The sequence below is a fragment of the Nocardia sp. NPDC049935 genome (assembly GCF_055586645.1).
In genome coordinates this window covers 513,484-530,574 of record NZ_JBVJHV010000005.1, presented here as the reverse complement: position 1 = coordinate 530,574, position 17,091 = coordinate 513,484, and the positions used below count along the sequence as shown (strand labels likewise).

At 68.7% G+C, this 17,091-nt stretch carries 18 protein-coding genes; 7 read left to right on the top strand and 11 right to left on the bottom strand.

What is annotated here, in order from left to right:
* Positions 1-5 precede the first annotated feature (5 nt).
* Together ACZ6SF_RS22145 and ACZ6SF_RS22140 are read right to left on the bottom strand one after the other, a co-directional pair.
* On the bottom strand, positions 6-632 hold the full coding sequence (locus tag ACZ6SF_RS22145) for a TetR/AcrR family transcriptional regulator (RefSeq protein WP_466064041.1): 627 nt from the start codon (positions 630-632) through the stop codon (positions 6-8).
* Between the two features lie 125 nt (positions 633-757).
* A complete protein-coding gene (locus ACZ6SF_RS22140; RefSeq protein ID WP_466064040.1) occupies positions 758-997 on the bottom strand; it encodes a DUF2530 domain-containing protein in 240 nt (79 codons plus the stop codon).
* A gap of 48 nt (positions 998-1,045) precedes the next feature.
* On the opposite strand from ACZ6SF_RS22140, the gene ACZ6SF_RS22135 reads away from it, so the two are divergent.
* Entirely contained in the window at positions 1,046-1,495 is a 450-nt protein-coding gene (locus ACZ6SF_RS22135; protein WP_466064039.1) for an Rv0880 family HTH-type transcriptional regulator, read from the top strand.
* Positions 1,496-1,742: 247 nt separating this feature from the next.
* Here ACZ6SF_RS22135 and ACZ6SF_RS22130 read toward each other — a convergent pair whose 3' ends face one another.
* Positions 1,743-2,138 (bottom strand): YccF domain-containing protein, encoded by a 396-nt coding sequence (locus ACZ6SF_RS22130; protein ID WP_466064038.1) that lies wholly within the window; start codon positions 2,136-2,138, stop codon positions 1,743-1,745.
* A gap of 77 nt (positions 2,139-2,215) precedes the next feature.
* On the opposite strand from ACZ6SF_RS22130, the gene ACZ6SF_RS22125 reads away from it, so the two are divergent.
* Together ACZ6SF_RS22125 and ACZ6SF_RS22120 are read left to right on the top strand one after the other, a co-directional pair.
* On the top strand, positions 2,216-3,019 hold the full coding sequence (locus ACZ6SF_RS22125) for a TrmH family RNA methyltransferase (RefSeq protein WP_466064037.1): 804 nt from the start codon (positions 2,216-2,218) through the stop codon (positions 3,017-3,019).
* Positions 3,016-3,312: a DUF2537 domain-containing protein gene (locus tag ACZ6SF_RS22120; RefSeq protein WP_466064036.1), complete on the top strand. Its 297-nt coding sequence runs from the start codon at positions 3,016-3,018 to the stop codon at positions 3,310-3,312. The genes ACZ6SF_RS22125 and ACZ6SF_RS22120 overlap by 4 nt, the downstream gene beginning before the upstream one ends.
* On the opposite strand, the gene ACZ6SF_RS22115 is transcribed toward ACZ6SF_RS22120, so the two are convergent.
* The 3 genes from ACZ6SF_RS22115 to serC form a co-directional block, all read right to left on the bottom strand.
* The gene (locus ACZ6SF_RS22115) at positions 3,302-4,099 is read right to left on the bottom strand and encodes a DUF6928 family protein (protein ID WP_466064035.1); all 798 of its coding nucleotides are present in this window, start codon (positions 4,097-4,099) and stop codon (positions 3,302-3,304) included. The genes ACZ6SF_RS22120 and ACZ6SF_RS22115 overlap by 11 nt on opposite strands.
* 165 nt (positions 4,100-4,264) lie before the next feature.
* A complete protein-coding gene (gene sepH / locus ACZ6SF_RS22110; protein WP_466064034.1) occupies positions 4,265-5,758 on the bottom strand; it encodes a septation protein SepH in 1,494 nt (497 codons plus the stop codon).
* Positions 5,759-5,992: 234 nt separating this feature from the next.
* Entirely contained in the window at positions 5,993-7,117 is a 1,125-nt protein-coding gene (serC, locus tag ACZ6SF_RS22105) for a phosphoserine transaminase (RefSeq protein WP_466064033.1), read from the bottom strand.
* A gap of 63 nt (positions 7,118-7,180) precedes the next feature.
* Here serC and ACZ6SF_RS22100 point away from each other — a divergent pair, with 63 nt between their 5' ends.
* A complete protein-coding gene (locus tag ACZ6SF_RS22100) occupies positions 7,181-7,903 on the top strand; it encodes a hypothetical protein (RefSeq protein WP_466064032.1) in 723 nt (240 codons plus the stop codon).
* On the opposite strand, the gene ACZ6SF_RS22095 is transcribed toward ACZ6SF_RS22100, so the two are convergent.
* A complete protein-coding gene (locus ACZ6SF_RS22095; RefSeq protein WP_466064031.1) occupies positions 7,904-9,046 on the bottom strand; it encodes a citrate synthase 2 in 1,143 nt (380 codons plus the stop codon).
* A 60-nt stretch (positions 9,047-9,106) separates the two neighbouring features.
* Between ACZ6SF_RS22095 and pdxH the strand changes: the two genes are divergently transcribed.
* From pdxH to ACZ6SF_RS22080, 3 genes are all read left to right on the top strand, one after another.
* Positions 9,107-9,826 carry a pyridoxamine 5'-phosphate oxidase gene (gene pdxH / locus ACZ6SF_RS22090; RefSeq protein ID WP_466064030.1) on the top strand — a complete coding sequence of 240 codons (720 nt, stop codon included), beginning with the start codon at positions 9,107-9,109 and terminating at the stop codon, positions 9,824-9,826.
* Between the two features lie 373 nt (positions 9,827-10,199).
* A complete protein-coding gene (locus ACZ6SF_RS22085) occupies positions 10,200-11,498 on the top strand; it encodes a citrate synthase (protein WP_466064029.1) in 1,299 nt (432 codons plus the stop codon).
* Between the two features lie 29 nt (positions 11,499-11,527).
* The gene (locus ACZ6SF_RS22080) at positions 11,528-11,887 is read left to right on the top strand and encodes an FKBP-type peptidyl-prolyl cis-trans isomerase (protein WP_450003681.1); all 360 of its coding nucleotides are present in this window, start codon (positions 11,528-11,530) and stop codon (positions 11,885-11,887) included.
* Between the two features lie 78 nt (positions 11,888-11,965).
* Here the strand turns inward: ACZ6SF_RS22080 and ACZ6SF_RS22075 are convergent, their stop codons facing one another.
* The 4 genes from ACZ6SF_RS22075 to ACZ6SF_RS22060 form a co-directional block, all read right to left on the bottom strand.
* A complete protein-coding gene (locus tag ACZ6SF_RS22075; RefSeq protein ID WP_466064028.1) occupies positions 11,966-13,321 on the bottom strand; it encodes a sensor histidine kinase in 1,356 nt (451 codons plus the stop codon).
* The gene (locus tag ACZ6SF_RS22070) at positions 13,318-14,025 is read right to left on the bottom strand and encodes a response regulator transcription factor (protein WP_466064027.1); all 708 of its coding nucleotides are present in this window, start codon (positions 14,023-14,025) and stop codon (positions 13,318-13,320) included. The genes ACZ6SF_RS22075 and ACZ6SF_RS22070 overlap by 4 nt, the downstream gene beginning before the upstream one ends.
* Positions 14,026-14,432: 407 nt before the next feature.
* Complete coding sequence (locus tag ACZ6SF_RS22065; protein WP_466064026.1) at positions 14,433-14,825, bottom strand: hemophore-related protein; 393 nt, start codon at positions 14,823-14,825, stop codon at positions 14,433-14,435.
* Positions 14,826-14,921: 96 nt separating this feature from the next.
* On the bottom strand, positions 14,922-16,862 hold the full coding sequence (locus ACZ6SF_RS22060) for an AMP-binding protein (RefSeq protein WP_466064025.1): 1,941 nt from the start codon (positions 16,860-16,862) through the stop codon (positions 14,922-14,924).
* Positions 16,863-17,091: the final 229 nt, after the last annotated feature.

Below are 17,091 nucleotides of genomic sequence, written 5' to 3'. Positions count from 1 at the left end.
GTGTTTCACTCCGCGTAACCGGCCAGGGCGTGGGCCAGCAGATCCAGTTGGATCCGGACGCTTTCGCTGTCGTTGTCGACCAGCCAGCGCAGGACGATGCCGTCGATGACGCTGAGGGTGAACCGGGAGAGCTGCTGCACCGGTACCGCCCAGGTGCTACCCGTGGCGTCGCGGGCGTGATCGAGCACATCGGCGACGGTGGAATCGTTGAAGTTGTACTGCTCCCGGGCGATGGCCAGTTTGGCGGGCGTCTGCTCGCCCTCGCGCAATGCGTAGGTGGTGGTCTCGTAGGTGAGCAGCTGGCGTTCGGGGGTGGCCTCGATATTGAGCCACATGAGTTCCAGTCCGGCCCGCAGCAGATCACGCAGCGCGTTCTTACCGGTACCGGCCTCCTGCCACACCGTCTCGTTGGCATCCACCGAATCGCGTAATTCCATCGATAGCGCCTTGACCAGTTCGGTCATCAGCGCGTCCTTGTTCTCGAAGCAGTAGTGCACCACGCCCAGCGAGACCCCGGCCGCCTGGGCGACATCGCGGGTGGTGACACCCGCGACCCCCTTCTTCTCGGCAAGGCCGATCGCGGCCTCGATCAGATGGGCCCGTCGTTCTTCGACGCTCAATCGGGAGGACACCTGAGCGAGTTTGGCGGGATACACCCCAACAGTCAATTCCCGGAATGCGGGACGGCCGAGGTCGGCGGGGTCGCGGACGCGGTATACCCACGCCCCGCGTGGCCTCGAACGATGCGGCGGCGCCGTCAGAGTCCGGTCTGGGCGCCCTTGTCGCCGCGCCGGGCGCTGCGCCGCTGTACCGCGAAGATCAGATAACCCAGCGCCCCGACGGCCAAACCCATCAGGCAGACCGGGCGCGCGGACTCCCAGCGGTCGCCGGAGAGCCAGACCACCACGGTGGCGACGGCGAACAACACACAGCCCAGCGCCAGCACCGGACGCGGATCGGTCAGCCACGACGGAAACTGTGGGAGCTGCGGATTCATTCGTTCAGCGTAACCTCGGTACGCGCACCGATCGGAAGCGTGTCACGTATGGTTCACTTTGTGAATACCCACTCGGATGTGCGGGCGCTCGCCAGCGACCTCTCGCTGGCCGTGGTGCGCTTGACGCGGCATCTGCGCGGGCGGCGTGCGGAATCGCAGATATCGCTGACCCAGCTTTCCGTTCTGGCGACCCTCGGCAACGAGGGTTCGATGACCCCCGGTGCCCTGGCGGCCAAGGAGCGCGTCCAGCCGCCCTCCATGACTCGCGTGATCGCCTCCCTGACCGATCTCGGTCTGGTGGCGCGTAATCCGCATCCCACCGACGGCCGCCAGATCATCGTCTCGCTCTCACCCGCCGGCCACGCCCTGCTCGCCGACGAACGCAGCGCCCGCGAGGCCTGGATGAGCGCCCAGCTCGCCGCCCTCGACCCCGGCCAACTCGAAATCCTCGAGCACGCGGTCGGAATCATGAACCAAATAGTCGCCGACTCGGAGTAAATCCCCGACGCTCCCGCGAGCTTCGTACGCAGCCCTCCACACCACACGACGCGCCCGGCATGCACCACCCCAACAACGCGCGGCCGGAGTCAGGTGAGGCCCGCAACCGGGTTCGGCCCGCGTCGGCTGTCAGCGCTCGAAGCGCATGTGGCGAAGCCACGAGTCTCGAGCGCTGACAGCCGACGCTCAGAAGGGCCGAACCTCGAGCGGCGGAGCCGCTCCAAAATTCCAGCTCCAAAATTACAGCTCAAGCGAAGGGGCGGTCGCTGGGGACTATTTCGCGGCCCAGGGGGAAGAGGGCCAGGGGGATCAGTTTGAGGTTGGCCCAGGCGAAGGGGAGGCCGATGATCGTGACCGCCAGGGCGATGCTCGTGGCGAGGTGGCCCAGTGCCAGCCACCAGCCCGCGACCACGAACCAGATGATGTTGCCAAGCAGCGCGCCCGCCCCGGCGCCGGGCTTCTCGACCGTGGTCCGGCCGAAGGGCCAGAGCATATAGGCGGCGTTGCGCAGCGCGGCGACGCCGAACGGGATCGTGATGATGAGGATGAAGCAGATCAGGGCCGCCACGACGTAGCCCAGCGCCATCCAGAACCCGGCGAAGATCAGCCAGAGGATATTGAGCAGGAGCTGGATCGGCTTCATACCTCCAGCATGCCCGAGCGCGGCGGTGGGCGCACCCACGGCGCGGCGCGGGTGGCCGGGTTGGCAGGATGGGCGTTGTGGCCGTGGTTGTCGAGGTGGACAGTGTTGCCGATCCGCGGGTCGACGATTTCCGGGATCTGAAGGCGGCGGATCGGCGGCCCGACCGTCCCGGTGGTCGCGGACTGGTGATCGCGGAGGGCACCGTGGTGGTGCGGCGGATGCTGGATTCCCCGTTCCGGCCGCACGCGCTGCTCGGGGTGGACAAACGGTGGCAGGAGCTGGCGCCCGAACTCGCCGGCCTGGATATCCCGTTCTACCGGGCCTCGGCCGAGGTGATGGCCGAGGTGGTCGGATTCCATCTGAACCGGGGTGTGCTGGCGGTGGCGCACCGGCCGCCCGATCGTGATTTCACCGAGCTCGTCGCGTCCGCTAAGACGGTGGCCGTGCTCGAGGGCGTGAACGATCACGAGAATCTGGGGGCGATGTTCCGTAACGCCGCCGGGCTCGGTGTGGACGCGGTGCTGTTCGGGGACCGGTGTGCCGATCCGCTGTACCGTCGTTCGGTGCGGGTTTCCATGGGGCATGTGCTGCGGGTGCCGTTCGCCCCGGTGCCGCGCTGGCCGGATGGGCTGGGTGAATTGCGGCGTAGCGGCTTTCAGGTGATCGCGCTGACTCCCGATCCGGCCGCGCCGACGCTGGCCGCCGCCCTCACCGGCCACCGGGTGGCGCTGCTGCTCGGGGCCGAAGGGCCGGGACTCAGCGCGGAGGCCATGGCGGCAGCGGATGTGCGGGCCCGGATCCCGATGTCGGCGGGCACCGATTCGCTCAATGTCGCGACCGCCGCGGCGATGGCGTTCTACGAGAGGGTGCGGGCATCGTGAATCCGGCCGGTCGTTCCCGGATCCCGTATCCGCCCGTCGAGCCCACACCGTGGGCGGTCGGTCTCACGGTCGCGGGTCTGATCGCGGTGCTGACCGCCGTCGGGGTCTACGCGTTCGGCGCGGCGCTGGCCCAGGTGCATCCGCTGCTGTCGCTGGCGGTGAATCTGGTCGCAGTGGGCGGGGTGGCGCCCACGGCGTGGCGCTGGCGCGACCGTCCGGTGGCCCGCTGGGTACTGGCCGGGGCGGGTGCCGGCGTGCTCCTGGGCTGGACGGGCCTGCTGGTCATGGCCTGATGCGTGTTTCGATACCCACCGCGGTGTCGTGACCGCGTAGCCACGACAGCAGACCTTTGCGTTCGTGGGTGACCCGGTTGTGCGGCGGCTGCGGCTGCCCCTGCGGACCTCGCTCGTCTCCTTTGGGGTGCAAGCGGAATCCGCAGACCCGGATATCGTCCGGTACCACCGCGGCCGGAGGCGTGCCGGTGTCCGTCGGTGTCGGGTGCTCCGGGGTGAGCGGGAAGTAGCGGAATCCGAGCCATTCCCGGTTCGCGGTATCGGCGAAGCCGGGGGGATCGAAGGGCAGGACCAGCGGGTCGGGCAGTTCGCCGAGCCGCCACTGGATCGGATGCTCACCGGCCCAGTGCGGCCGCTCCCAGATATGCGGTAGCCCCTGGTCCTGCAGGATGTTCAGGCGCGTGGAGCTGAACGCGCGGCGCAATTCGCCGCGCTCCCAGTGCGCGAACGAACCCCAGCCGAATTCGAGATCGAACGACACCAGGTAGGTGTGCTCCTCGGCCAGCGGGCGCACCAGCAGATCCGGGATGGCGGTCGGATGGACCCGGGACGCGTAGGTGCTGCACAGTACGGTGAGTCCGGGGTAGCAGCCGATGAACAGCTCGTCGGGTTCGGGCCCGACCGCCTCACCGAGAGTGGCCGAAAGGGTCGGCTCCACGTCCAGATCGGGATGGAGCTGGCGGGCCAGGGCATACGCCGCGTCCGCGTCCGGGTCCGGCCCGGCGCGCAGGACCGCAGGCGGGTCCGGGGTATCGACGTACCACACCGATGAAACCTTGGACAGCATCCGCCCACCTCCGATAGCACGAACCGGGTCGCGAATCTCTCGGCGCACGTCGCCGCCGGCGGCCCGGTCGAACCGGGACCGCCGAACCGCGTCGCCGCACAGGGGAATCTACTCGCAGAAACGGGTGAATCGAGCCGTTACCGGGGGTAACACGCCGTCGGCCGGTCAGTGGCCGGAGCTGCGGACCCCGAGCAGGACATCTTCCCAGGACGGCATCGGCGCCTTACCGCGCTTGGATCGGGGAGCCGATTTCGTCGCCTTGGCCGGCGCCTTCTTGGCCGCGGGCTTCGCCGCGGGTTCCGGCTCCGGTTCCGGGGTGTCGGTATCCGGTTCCGCGGCTTCGGGTTCGGGTTCGCTCGCCGCCACCGCGCTGTCGGCGTTCTCGGCGGTTGCCGGGGCAGCCGGGATTTCGGCCTGCTCCGGTTCGTTCGCGATGTCCGCGGGCGGTTCCGGAGCGGGCTCGGCGGCGGCGACCGCGGGTTCCGGTGCCGCGGGCCGCACGGGTGCCGGCTGCGTGGCCTCGGCGGGTGCGGCCTCGGCGGGCGCGGTATCCACCGGTGCGGATGCCGCGGGTGCGGTATGCGCGGGTTCCGGTTCCGCGGGCGGGGTATGCGCCGGCGTGTGGTCGACCGGGGCGGGCGGCGGTGGGGCAGGAGCCGGCTGCTCGGGCGGGGCCGGTGTCGCGGGCGCGGAGGCCGCGGGGCGGGCCACCGGCTGGTGCGGCGGTTCCACCGGGACCGCGTACGTTTCGGCCGGCGGACGATAGGTCTCGGCGGGAGGCCGATAGGGTTCGGCGGGAGGCCGATAAGGCTCGGCCGGCGGACGCTGGGTCTCGGCCGGAGCGCCCGACGTGGCGGCGGGCAGCGCGGGCGCGCCACCCGGCCGGCTACCGCCGGGGGAGATCGGCGCCGCGGCGGGCAGCGGCGTGGTACCGCCCGCGGCGACCGCGCGCTGCTCGTAGAACTCGTCCATCGCGGCCGGCCGGGCCGGTTCGCGGCGTGGTTCGGCCACCGGTTCGGGGGCGGCGGGAGCTTCGGCTTCGACCGGCAGGATCGAGGCCAGCCCGCGCAGGGCCCGGCCGAAATCGGGGTCGATGAGATCGGTGGCCGGATCGTCGAGCGGGGAAACGGTACCGCCATGCGAGTCCGGCTGGTAGCGCCAGTGCGCGGCGATCTCGGATCGGCCGTTCTGCCACTGCAACTGGGCGACCCAGAAGCCCTTCTCGTCCTTCCAGGCGTCCCATTCCGCGTTGTCGAGTGTGTGCCCGCGGGCGCTGAACGCGGCGGTCACCACATCGATCAGGATCTCCACGGCCGGACCGTCGGGCCTGATGGGGTGGGCCTTCTGCGCCAGTTCGGCCGCGCGGGCCCGTTCCAGCAGAACGGGATAGGCGAACCGCTCGACGCGGCTGGTCGGCATCCCGGATTCCTGGGTCACCTGTTCTACGGACGCACCGGCCCTGATTCGAGCCTGGATATCGCGAGGACGCATAGTCGCTTCCATTTCGATCTCTATCTGGCCGAATCGGGCAAGATCGCCGCGGGCCGCGGCGCGGAGTTTGTCATCGGCGGGAAGCCGGAATTTCTGACCACTTTCGGTGTCGACGCACACAATGTGGGCGGAGTCGGGCGTCACCCCGATCACTCGAAGTTCACGCACCGTAACCTCCTTATCGCGTCGCTCGCGATACCGCCCACGTTCTGGAACAGTAGTGCACTTCTGGGATTCGTGCGGCAAGACACGCGGCACCGAAATCTACCCCGTAGCCGTCACCTACCGCTAATCTGCTCTATTCCCTTGTGTATCAAGTCGTTTCCGGGGACAGCGGGGTGAACACGAACGGGCCCGCCGCGCAACACGCGCGACGGGCCCGAATTCGCAGGTGATCTCGGATCAGCCCAGATTCTGGACCACCCAGTCGATGCTGCGGGTGAGCTGCGAGACGTCCTCGGGGTCGATGGCGGGGAACATACCCACGCGCAGCTGGTTGCGTCCCAGCTTGCGATAGGGCTCGGTATCGACGATGCCGTTGGCCCGCAGCGTCTTGGCCACCGCGGCGGCGTCGACCGATTCGGCGAAGTCGATGGTGCCGACCACCTGCGAGCGATGCGCCGGATCGGCGACGAACGGAGTGGCGAACTCGCTGGCCTCGGCCCAGGAGTACAGCCGCGACGAGGAATCCAGCGTCCGCTTCACGGCCCAGTCCAGACCGCCGTTGCGGTTGAGCCAGTCGATCTGATCGGCGAACAGCAGCAGCGTCGCGAGCGCCGGGGTGTTGTAGGTCTGATCCTTGAGGCTGTTCTCCACCGCGATGGGCAGCGACAGGAAGTCCGGGGTCCAGCGGCCGGACTCCTTGATCTCCTCGACGCGGGCCAGCGCGGCCGGGCTCATCAGCGCGATCCACAGCCCGCCGTCGGCCGCGAAGCATTTCTGCGGGGCGAAGTAGTAGACATCGGCATCGGTGATGGTCACCGGCAGCCCGCCCGCGCCGGAGGTGGCGTCGATGGCGATGAGCGCGTCACCGGAGCCCGCGGGCCGCTGCACCGGCACCGAGACGCCGGTGGAGGTCTCGTTGTGCGCCCAGCCGATCAGGTCGGCGGCGGGGTCGGCGACCGGCTCCGGCGCGCTGCCCGGATCGGCCGACACCACGATCGGATCGCCGAGGAAGGGGTTCTTCTTGGTGACACTGGCGAATTTCGAGCTGAACTCGCCGTAGGTCAGGTGCAGGGAGCGCTCGCGGACCAGGCCGAACGCGGCGGCATCCCAGAAGGCGGTGGTGCCGCCGTTGCCGAGGACCACCTCGTAGCCGTCGGGCAGCGAGAACAGGTCGCGCAGCCCGGACCGGACCCGGGCCACGACATCCTTGACCGGTTTCTGCCGGTGGCTGGTGCCGAAAACGGAGGCACCCACTTCCACCAGGGACTGCAGCTGCTCCGGGCGTACCTTGGACGGGCCGCAACCGAAACGACCGTCGGCGGGCTTGAGGTCATCGGGGATGGTCGGGAACGCACTGGTCATGGCGAACAGCGTAGCCGCGCGGCTGCTGTGCCCCGTAACACACTCCGGCTAACGTGACCGGGTATGAGCATGCGGTCGTCACGGGGCGCTGCCGGCGGTGGATTCGAGGAAAACGGCGGGAGTGGTGCGGGTGAAGGCCCCGCCCTACCCGCCCGTTCCCGGCGGGCACGCGACCTGCTGCCGCGGCGCTTCCGGCGTCGCGGGGAAGCGCCGACGGGCGCGGAACGCCGTGATCTGCTCACCTACGGCACCGTCGGCTCGGCGACGGTCCTCGCGGCGCGCACCCGCAAACGCGAACCCGGCTACACCTTCCGGGTACGGGTGCGGGTGCCCGGAACGGCCCCCTACGAGGCCCAGGTCCGTCAGCGGGTATCCGGCGCCGAACTGGACCGGATGCGCCCCGGCGACCTGGTGTGCTGCCGGATCGACCCCCGCGACCGGGACCGGATGGTGCTGTACCTGCCCGGCGACACCGATCCCGGCCGCGCCGGGCTCGCCAAGATCCTGGCCGAGGGGCGGCGGGCGACCGGTACGGTCCTGGCGGTCACCCCGGTGGCGGCCGACTACTGCGGATGCGACGACCCGGTGATGCGACTGGACCTGGAACTGCGAACCTGGGACGAACCCGGCGCCTGGCGGGTCCGGGTGGTGCAGCCGGTGCCGCTGTCCGCGATCGGGCTGCTGGACCTGGGGGCCCGGCTGGAAGTCGCGTTCTTCACGGTCGACGCGGGGGAGTCGGTGGCCGTGGATTGGGAGGCCGAACCGGACGCGCCGAGGACGCGCTGATCAGACGGCCACCTCGCTCCAGCCCGTGACCTCCTGCGGAGTGCGGGGGCCGGGGCCGGTGTAGATGGCGGCCGGACGGACCAGTTTGCCCAGATTCTTCTGCTCCATGATGTGCGCGCACCAGCCCGCGGTACGGCCGCAGGTGAACATCGCGGGCATCATATGGGCGGGTACCTCGGCGAAGTCCAGGATCACCGCGGCCCAGAACTCCACATTGGTCTCGATGGCGCGATCGGGGCGGCGTTCGCGCAGTTCGGCCAGGGCCGCCTGCTCCAGGGCCGCGGCCACCTCGAAACGCGGGGCGGCCAGGCGGCGCGCGGTATCGCGCAGGACCCGGGCCCGCGGATCCTCGGCCCGGTAGACCCGGTGGCCGAAGCCCATGAGCTTCTCCTTGCGGTCCAGGATTCCCTTGACCAGCGCCCGGGCGTCGCCGCTGCGTTCGACCTGTTCGATCATGGGGAGCACCCGGGCCGGGGCGCCGCCGTGCAGCGGGCCCGACATCGCGCCGATCGCGCCGGAGAGCGCGGCCGCCACATCGGCGCCGGTGGAGGCGATGACGCGGGCAGTGAAGGTGGAGGCGTTCATACCGTGCTCGGCCGCCGACACCCAGTAGGCGTCGATGGCCTCGGTATGGCGCGGGTCCGGATCGCCCTTCCACCGGGTCATGAAGCGTTCGGTGACAGTGGTGCACTCGTCGATCCGGCGCTGCGGGACCGCGGGCTGGTAGATGCCGCGAGCCGACTGGGCCACATAGGACAGGGCCATCACCGAGGCGCGGGCCAGGTTCTCCCGGGCCGTGGCCGCATCGATATCCAGCAGCGGCTGGTAGCCCCAGATGGGCGCGAGCATGGCCAGACCCGCCTGCACGTCGACCCGGACGTCGCCGGTGTGCACGGGCAGCGGGAAGGGTTCGGCCGGGGGCAGGCCGTGGCCGAACTCGCCGTCGACCAGCAGGGCCCAGACGTCACCGAAGGTGACCCGGTTGCGGACCAGGTCTTCGATATCGACGCCGCGATAGCGCAGGGCGCCGCCGTCCTTGTCCGGTTCGGCGATATCGGTGGTGAACGCGACCACCCCCTCGAGGCCGCTGACGAAATCCTCCGGGACCCCGCCGGCCCCCGAAACCGCGGAATTGGTGGTCATACGCGACTCTCCTTTCAACAGAACTCTAGCGCTTTCCTACTCAGGAGTAACGTCTGGCCCATGGCTGAGGTGGAGGAAACCCGGGCCGATCTCGCGGCCATGCGGGCCGAATACGGTGCGAGGCATCCGGGCCCGGGGGATCCGGGGGCGCGGCAGGTCGTGCACGACAGCGAGCTCGACGAGAATTCGGTGGCCGGCGGCTGGGAGCCCTTGCTGCGGCAATGGATGGAACAGGCCACCGCGGCCGGGGTCGCCGAACCCAACGCGATGGTGCTCGCCACCCTCGATTCCACGGGCCCCGACACCCGTCCGGTGACGCGCACGGTGCTGTGTAAAGGCCTCTCGCCCGAGGGTGTCGTCTTCTACACCAACTACGACTCGGCCAAGGGGGAGCAACTGGCCGGGTCCCCGTACGCCTCGGCGACCTTCCTGTGGACCCATCTCGCCCGGCAGGTGCATGTGCGCGGCCGGGTCGAACGGGTCGCGGCCGCGGTCACCGAGATGTACTGGCGATCGCGCCCCCGGGAATCCCAGCTCGGCGCGTGGGCGTCGGCGCAATCCCGGCCGATCGGCTCCCGTGACGAACTCGACCGGCAGTTGATGCGGACCACCGCGCGATTCGCGGGGGCGGCCGAGATCCCGGTACCCCCGCACTGGGGCGGGTATCTGCTGCGGCCCGGTGAGGTGGAGTTCTGGCAGGGCCGGCGGGGTCGTCTGCACAACCGGATCGTGGTGCGGATCGCCGAGCAGGAGATGACGGTGGTGCGGCTGCAGCCGTGAACCCGGCGGCCGCCTCCCCATCCCTGGTGGTGGCCGCCCGGCGTGCCACGGAGGTGACATTCGGCACGGTTTCGGCGGATGTGACATGGGTACGTTTGCCTACGCGGCCGCGCGAGCGGTGCACCGATGTGGCCCGAACCCTGCCGGACTCCGCCCTCCGGGTCCGGCCCGCTCGGCCGATTCGGCCGGTCACGGCCGTAACAGAGGGTGCCAGACCAGGCGAATCTCACGCGTTCGCGCACCGATTGTGAGATCGACGCGCGGGTACCCTCCCCGCCGGTCCCGCCGGAGCAAGGTCTAGCGTCTACCGGTAACGCACCGTGTGCCGACCGCATGCGATGCCGATGGTCATAAGCCTGAGAGGGAACCTTCCGTGCCCGAGAATCACATCAATGACGCCAAACCGGTTCTCACCTATCCGGGTGGCGAATACCCCATGACGATCGCCGAGGCCGCCGAAGGAAACGACGGTATCGATCTCGGCAAGCTGCTGGCGAGCACGGGATATACGACCTATGACCCGGGTTTCGTCAACACCGCGTCCACCAAATCGGCGATCACCTATATCGACGGTGAACAGGGCATTCTGCGCTACCGCGGATATCCGATCGAGCAGCTGGCCGATAATTCGACCTTCATCGAGGTCAGCTATCTCCTCATCTACGGCGAGCTACCCACGCAGGATCAGCTCGAGGACTTCACCGACAAGATCCGCCGGCACACCCTGCTGCACGAGGATCTGAAGCGCTTCTTCGACGGCTTCCCCCGCAACGCCCACCCGATGCCGGTGCTCTCCTCCGCGGTGAACGCGCTGTCGGCCTACTACCAGGACTCCCTGGACCCGCGCGACCCCGAGCAGGTCGAACTCTCCACCATCCGGCTGCTGGCCAAACTGCCCACGATCGCCGCCTATTCGTACAAGAAGTCGGTCGGCCAGCCGTTCCTCTACCCCGACAACTCGCTGTCGCTGGTGGAGAACTTCCTGCGGATGACCTTCGGATTCCCCGCCGAGCCCTACCAGGTGGACCCGGAGATCGCGTCCGCGCTGGATATGCTGCTCATCCTGCACGCCGATCACGAGCAGAACTGCTCCACCTCCACCGTGCGGCTCGTCGGCTCCTCCGACGCCAACCTGTTCACTTCGGTCTCCGGCGGTATCAACGCCCTGTGGGGCCCGCTGCACGGTGGCGCCAACCAGGCGGTGCTGGAAATGCTCGACAGCATCCTCGCCGCCGGTGGGGATGTCAAAGAGTTCATCCGCAAGGTCAAGAACAAGGAAGACGGCGTGAAGCTGATGGGCTTCGGGCACCGCGTCTACCGCAACTACGACCCGCGCGCCGCCATCGCCAAGAAGCACGCCGACACCATCCTGAGCAAGCTCGGCAGCGATCCGCTGTTCGATATCGCCCAGGCGCTCGAAGAAGCCGCGCTCACCGACGATTACTTCGTCGAGCGCAAGCTCTACCCGAACGTCGACTTCTACACCGGCGTCATCTACAAGGCGATGGGCTTCCCGACCCGTATGTTCACCGTGCTGTTCGCCATGGGCCGGCTCCCCGGCTGGATCGCGCACTGGCGGGAAATGCACAGCGAGGCCATCAAGATCGGCCGTCCGCGGCAGATCTACACCGGCTATGGTGCACGGGACTACGCGGAAATCACCAACCGCTGACACCGATTGAATCGAAGGGGATTCAAGGCATGAGCAAACCGGAGATCGAATTCCAGGAGGGCCCCGCGCCCACCGAACTGGCCATCAAGGACATCACCGTCGGTGACGGGCCGGAAGCGGTACCCGGCGGGACCGTCGAAGTGCACTACGTCGGTGTGGAGTTCGATACCGGCGCGGAATTCGATTCGTCGTGGAATCGCGGTGAATCGATCACCTTCCCGCTGAACCGCCTGATCCAGGGCTGGCAGGAAGGTATTCCGGGAATGAAGGTCGGTGGGCGCCGGCAGCTCACGGTCCCGCCGGAACTGGCCTACGGTCCCGCGGGCGGCGGGCACCAGCTGTCCGGAAAGGCCCTCGTCTTCGTGATCGATCTGCTCGGCGTGAAGTAACACCCGGCCGAACAGAACACCCCCGCGGAAATCGCGGGGGTGTTCTGTTTTCCGCGCGGCCCGGAGAACAGAAGACGATCAGCCCCGCCGCTGCGGTAGCAGCAATACCAGCCGGACTCCGCCGAGCACGCCGTCGTCGAAATAGGCCCGGCCCCCGTGCAGCTGCGCCTGCTGCGCCACCAGCGCCAGACCCAGGCCCGAACCGCCCTTGCGGGCATTGCTGCCGCGGGCGAACCGGGCGAAAACCGATTCCCGCTCCTCGACCGGCAGGCCGCGGCCGTTGTCGTCGACCGAGACGACGATGGTGCCGTCGGGGTGGCGGTGCGCCGACAGCACGATCTCGGTGGCGCCGCCGTGTTTCACCGAATTCTTCATCGCGTTGTCCACGGCCAGGCGCAGGCCCGCGGGCAGACCCCGGGTCACCAGCTCGGCGTCGGTATCGATACGGACCGCGAGTCCCGGATAGTGGCGCATCGCGTCGTGGGCGGCCTGATCGCACAGTTCGGCGATATCGGTGTCGATATGGTCGCGTTCGGAGGTCAGGTCCCCGGAGGCCAGGCGTTCCAGCGCGGCCAGGGTGGTCTCCACCCGGCCCTGACTGCGCTGCAGATCGGCCAGGATCTCGGTGCGCTGCGACTCGTCCAGGTCGAGGGTCGCCAGCACTTCCAGATCGGTGCGCATGGCGGTGAGCGGGGTGCGCAATTCATGCGCGGACACAGCGGCGAAATCGCGGGCCGTCTCCAGCGCGGCCGCGGTATCGGCCTGGGCCTGATCGACCCGGCCCAGCATGGTGTTCACCGCTTCGGCCAGCTGCTCGGCCTCCAGCACACCGGAACTGTCCACGGGCTCCGGAGTCGCGTCGCGATACCCGGTGCGAGCCCCGACCTGCCGGGTGAGCACCATGATCGGCCGGACCGCCCGGCCCCCGAAAAGCCAGCCCAGCCCCGCCGACGCCGCGATCGCCAGCAGTCCGCCGACCAGGACCCACCGCTGCTGATCGGCCGTCGCCTCCGCCGCCTCGGTGGCCGGGATACCCAGCGATACCGTCCGGCCCGCGGGCTGGTTCTCCGTGGTCGTGAGCACCCGATACGGTGTTCCGTCCACATCGACAGTCCGCGACCCCGGCTCCAGCTCCGGCAACCGGGTGGAACTGGAGGCGACCACCGCGCCGTCGTTGCGGACCGTCAGCGCCATATCCCGGTCCGGGCCCACCAGGTTCACCACCCCCACCGCGATCACCGGATCGATCACCACCAGCCGCGACGCGATCCGCAGCTGCTGATCGGTCTGCTGCTGATTGTTGCGTTCGATCGCCGGTACCGCGATCGCGCTCACCAGCGCGACGATGAGTACGGCCCCCGCCGCGGCCGCCCCCGCGACCCGGGTCCGCAGCGAATAGGACCGGCGGCGCCTGCGGGGGTTCCCGTCGCTCACTTCGTTTCCCGCAGCACGAACCCCACACCGCGAATGGTGTGCAGCAGCCGCGGCGTACCGTCGGATTCCAGCTTCCGGCGCAGATAGCCGACGAAAACGTCCACCACATTGGTATCGGCGGCGAAGTCGTAGCCCCACACCAGCTCCAGCAGGCGCTCCCGGCTCAACACCACCCCCGCGTTACGAGCCAGCGTCGACAGCAGTTCGAACTCCCGTTTGGTCAGCTCGATCTCCTGCCCGTTCACCAGCGCCCGGTACCCCGCGGTATCCACCTGCAGCGGCCCCACGGTGATGGTGTCCGGCGCCTCCGCCGGCGCGGTATCGGTGCGCCGCCGCAGCAGCGCCTTGATCCGGGCCACCAGCTCGGCCAGCACGAACGGTTTGACCAGGTAGTCGTCGGCCCCCGACTCCAGCCCCGCGATCCGGTCACCCACCGAGCTACGCGCGCTCAACACACAGATCGGCACCTCGTTGCCCATGGCCCGCAGCGCGGTCACCACACCCGCCCCGTCGAGCACCGGCATGTTCATATCCAGCACGATCGCGTCGGGAGCCCGCTCGGACACCGCGCGCAGCGCGGCGGCCCCGTCCCGCGCGATGCTCACCTCGAACCCGGACAACCGCAACCCCCGCTCGACGGACGCGAGAACATCCTCGTCGTCGTCGACCACGAGCACGGCGGGCTTGGAGTTCCGATCGCTCACAACTTCATTCTGCAGGGTTTATTGGCGGCGCCTGCGGCGCCGCGGGGTTTCGGGCCCCTTGTGTCCCGTGTTTCAGCCCTCGAGACTCGCGGCTTCGCCGCCTCGCTTCGAGGGCTGAAACACGGGACGGCCCGAAACCCATTGATGGCCTCGCTGAACTCGGCGCCGATGGGATGCGCCGAGCCTCCCCGTGCCCGGCCCGCACCGATCAGCTCGACGTCCACAGTTCGCCTTCCGTCGCGAAGTCCCCCCGCCCGCCTCGCCCCGCGAGGCCCTGGTTCGGCCCGCGTCGGCTGTCAGTGCTCGAAGCGCATGTGGCGAAGCCACGAGTCTCGAGCGCTGACAGCCGACGCTCAGGAGGGCCGAACCTCGAGCAGCGGAGCTGCTCCAAAATTACAGCTCCAAAATTAATAGCTCTGGCAGGTGTCGGCTACGCCTTGGAGGGTGGCTCGCAGTTGCTGGGACCGGGGGTCGTCCTGGGCCTGCTGGGCGGCCTGCGGGTTCTGTTCGATGTACTGCTGCAGTTCGGCGCGGCGCTGTTCGACCGGCTGGTCGAACTTCGTCTGCAGCTGGGACTTGAGGTCGGGGTTGTTGTCCAGCATCGCGGCGAGTTCGGGGGCCTGGTCGTGGAGGGCGGCGTCGACCTGGGCGAAGGAGCATTCGCTGGTCAGCAGCGGTTCGGCCATTTCCAGTGGGCCCGCCGAGGCGACGGCGGGGCTGAGGAATGCCGCGGCCGCCGCGCCGAGGGTGAGGGCGGTGAGGCCGAAGGTGCCGCGCTTGCGGGTCGTGGAGAGTGCCATGGGGGTTACTGCCTCCTACGTGTCGTGTCGAGCCGTGCTCGGCTCGCGGACTCCTCAGACCGTATTGGCCGGGGTTGGCCGATCTCTGAGGTTTTCTTAAGAGGAGTTTGTGTCTTGCGGGCGCCGGACGATCCGGGCGAGTAGGTCGAGAACGGTGGGATCTTCGATGGTGGAGGGAGTTTCGATGTTTTCGCCCGCGGTCATCTGCCGGAGGGTCTTTCTCAGAATCTTGCCGGAACGGGTTTTGGGCAGGGCCGGAACCACCACCGCGTCGTGGAGTCCGGCGATCGGGCCGATCTGGGTGCGGACCCGTTCGCTCAATTCCTCACGCAGAGTTTCGATATCGATCACTGCGTCGGATTTGAGTACGACGTAAGCGATGGGCCGTTGTCCTTTGAGCTCATCGGGAAGTCCGATCACGGCGCATTCGGCGACGGCTTCGTGTCCGGCGACGGCGGCTTCGATACTGCCCGCGGAAAGGCGGTGTCCGGCCATATTGATCACGTCGTCGCTGCGTCCGAGGACGAAAAGGTAACCGTCCTCGTCGAAATAGCCGGAGTCGCCGGTGAGGAAATGGCCGGGATAGGCCGAAAGATAGGAACGTTTGTACCGTTCTTCGTCGTGCCATAGTCCGGTGAGCGCGCCGGGCGGCAGGGGGAGGCCGATGACGATCGTGCCCTCGGTACCGGCCGCCACCGGGTTGCCGGAGGAATCCAGTACGCGCAGCCGGTAACCCGGCACCGGGACCGACGCCGATCCGGGTTTGATCGGCAGCCGCTGGAGTCCGAGCGGGTTGGCGCAGATCGGCCAGCCCGTCTCGGTCTGCCACCAGTGGTCGACCACGGGGCAGTCGTCGCGGCCGTCCAGCAGGGTTTCCGCCGCCCAGTGGTAGGTGGCCGGATCGAGCCGTTCGCCGGCGCAGAAGAGCGCCCGCAGCGAGGTGAGATCGTGTTCGCGGGCCATGACCGCGGACGGGTCGGCACGGCGGATGGCCCGGAGCGCGGTGGGGGCGGTGAACAGGGCATTCACCTGATGCTTCGCGATAACCCGCCAGAAGGCGCCGGCATCGGGGGTGCCGACCGGTTTGCCTTCGTAGAGCAGGGTGGTGGCACCTGCCAGCAGCGGCGCGTAGACGATATAGGAGTGGCCGACCACCCAGCCCACATCGGAGGCGGCCCAGATGACCCGGCCGGGCCCGACGTCGTAGATGTTGCGCATGGACCAGGCGAGTGCGACCGCATGCCCGCCGTTGTCGCGGACCACGCCCTTCGGTTTGCCCGTGGTGCCCGAGGTGTAGAGCACGTACAGCGGGTCGGTGGCGGCGACCGAGACGGGCGCGGCCTCGTCGGCGCCGGCCATGACCAGGTCCCAGTCCAGCCAGCGCACGGCCCCGTCGGTGGCGGGCCCGGGTTCGGCCGCGGCGAATCCCGGGCGGTGTTTCACCAGGACCGCGCGGGGTGCGTGGGTTTCGGTCAGCGTGAGCGCCCGCCGCACGATCGGCGGGTATTCGATCGTGCGACCGGGCTCCAGCCCACCGGAGGCGGTCACGATCAGCACCGGCTCGGCGTCGTCGATACGGGCGGCGAGTTCGGGTGCGGCGAAACCGCCGAACACCACCGAGTGCACCGCCCCGATCCGGGCGCAGGCCAGCATCGCGACCACGGCCTCGGGAATCATCGGCAGGTAGATCACCACCCGGTCACCGGCGGTCACGCCGAGATCTCGCATCGCCCCGGCGCACCGGGCCACCTCGAAGAGCAATTCGGCATAGCTGTAGATCCGGCTGCCGGTGGTCATCACGGATTCGTAGATCAGCGCCGGTTGCTCGGCCAGTCCGGCCGCCACATGGCGGTCCAGGGCGTTGTAGCAGGTATTGAGCCGGGCGTCGGGAAACCAGCGTGATGTCTTGCGATCGGTGTCGATTGCCTTCTCGGGGGGTATATCCCAGTCGATGGCGGATGCCGCGCGGGACCAGAACTCGGCCGGATCGACCAGGCTGGTCTGATAGACCGGTCGATACTCGTTCCTCGCGTTCACCCGTGCTCCCTAGCTCGCCGCAATCCTCGCCTCGATAGATCAGCACGATTGTGGCAGACTTCACGCGACCCCCAGTCGGGTGTCGCGACCATGGCTTATGCCTGTAACCGGCTGGTCAATGTGCGCGAACCCGGGCTGAGTACACCAAGAAGTTATTGATCCGTTAGAATCTGATGACACAAATTCGGTCCGTCGTAGACGCAATTTCTCGGCCAGCCGCGACCCACGG

Bases quoted from the DNA above. Each gene is read 5' to 3' on its own strand.
- ACZ6SF_RS22140 (WP_466064040.1), bottom strand. From the start codon at position 997: ATGAATCCGCAGCTCCCACAGTTTCCGTCGTGGCTGACCGATCCGCGT.
- ACZ6SF_RS22135 (WP_466064039.1), top strand. From the start codon at position 1,046: ATGGTTCACTTTGTGAATACCCACTCGGATGTGCGGGCGCTCGCCAGC.
- ACZ6SF_RS22130 (WP_466064038.1), bottom strand. From the start codon at position 2,138: ATGAAGCCGATCCAGCTCCTGCTCAATATCCTCTGGCTGATCTTCGCC.
- ACZ6SF_RS22115 (WP_466064035.1), bottom strand. From the start codon at position 4,099: ATGCTGTCCAAGGTTTCATCGGTGTGGTACGTCGATACCCCGGACCCG.
- serC (WP_466064033.1), bottom strand. From the start codon at position 7,117: ATGACCAGTGCGTTCCCGACCATCCCCGATGACCTCAAGCCCGCCGAC.
- ACZ6SF_RS22100 (WP_466064032.1), top strand. From the start codon at position 7,181: ATGAGCATGCGGTCGTCACGGGGCGCTGCCGGCGGTGGATTCGAGGAA.
- ACZ6SF_RS22095 (WP_466064031.1), bottom strand. From the start codon at position 9,046: ATGACCACCAATTCCGCGGTTTCGGGGGCCGGCGGGGTCCCGGAGGAT.
- pdxH (WP_466064030.1), top strand. From the start codon at position 9,107: ATGGCTGAGGTGGAGGAAACCCGGGCCGATCTCGCGGCCATGCGGGCC.
- ACZ6SF_RS22080 (WP_450003681.1), top strand. From the start codon at position 11,528: ATGAGCAAACCGGAGATCGAATTCCAGGAGGGCCCCGCGCCCACCGAA.
- ACZ6SF_RS22065 (WP_466064026.1), bottom strand. From the start codon at position 14,825: ATGGCACTCTCCACGACCCGCAAGCGCGGCACCTTCGGCCTCACCGCC.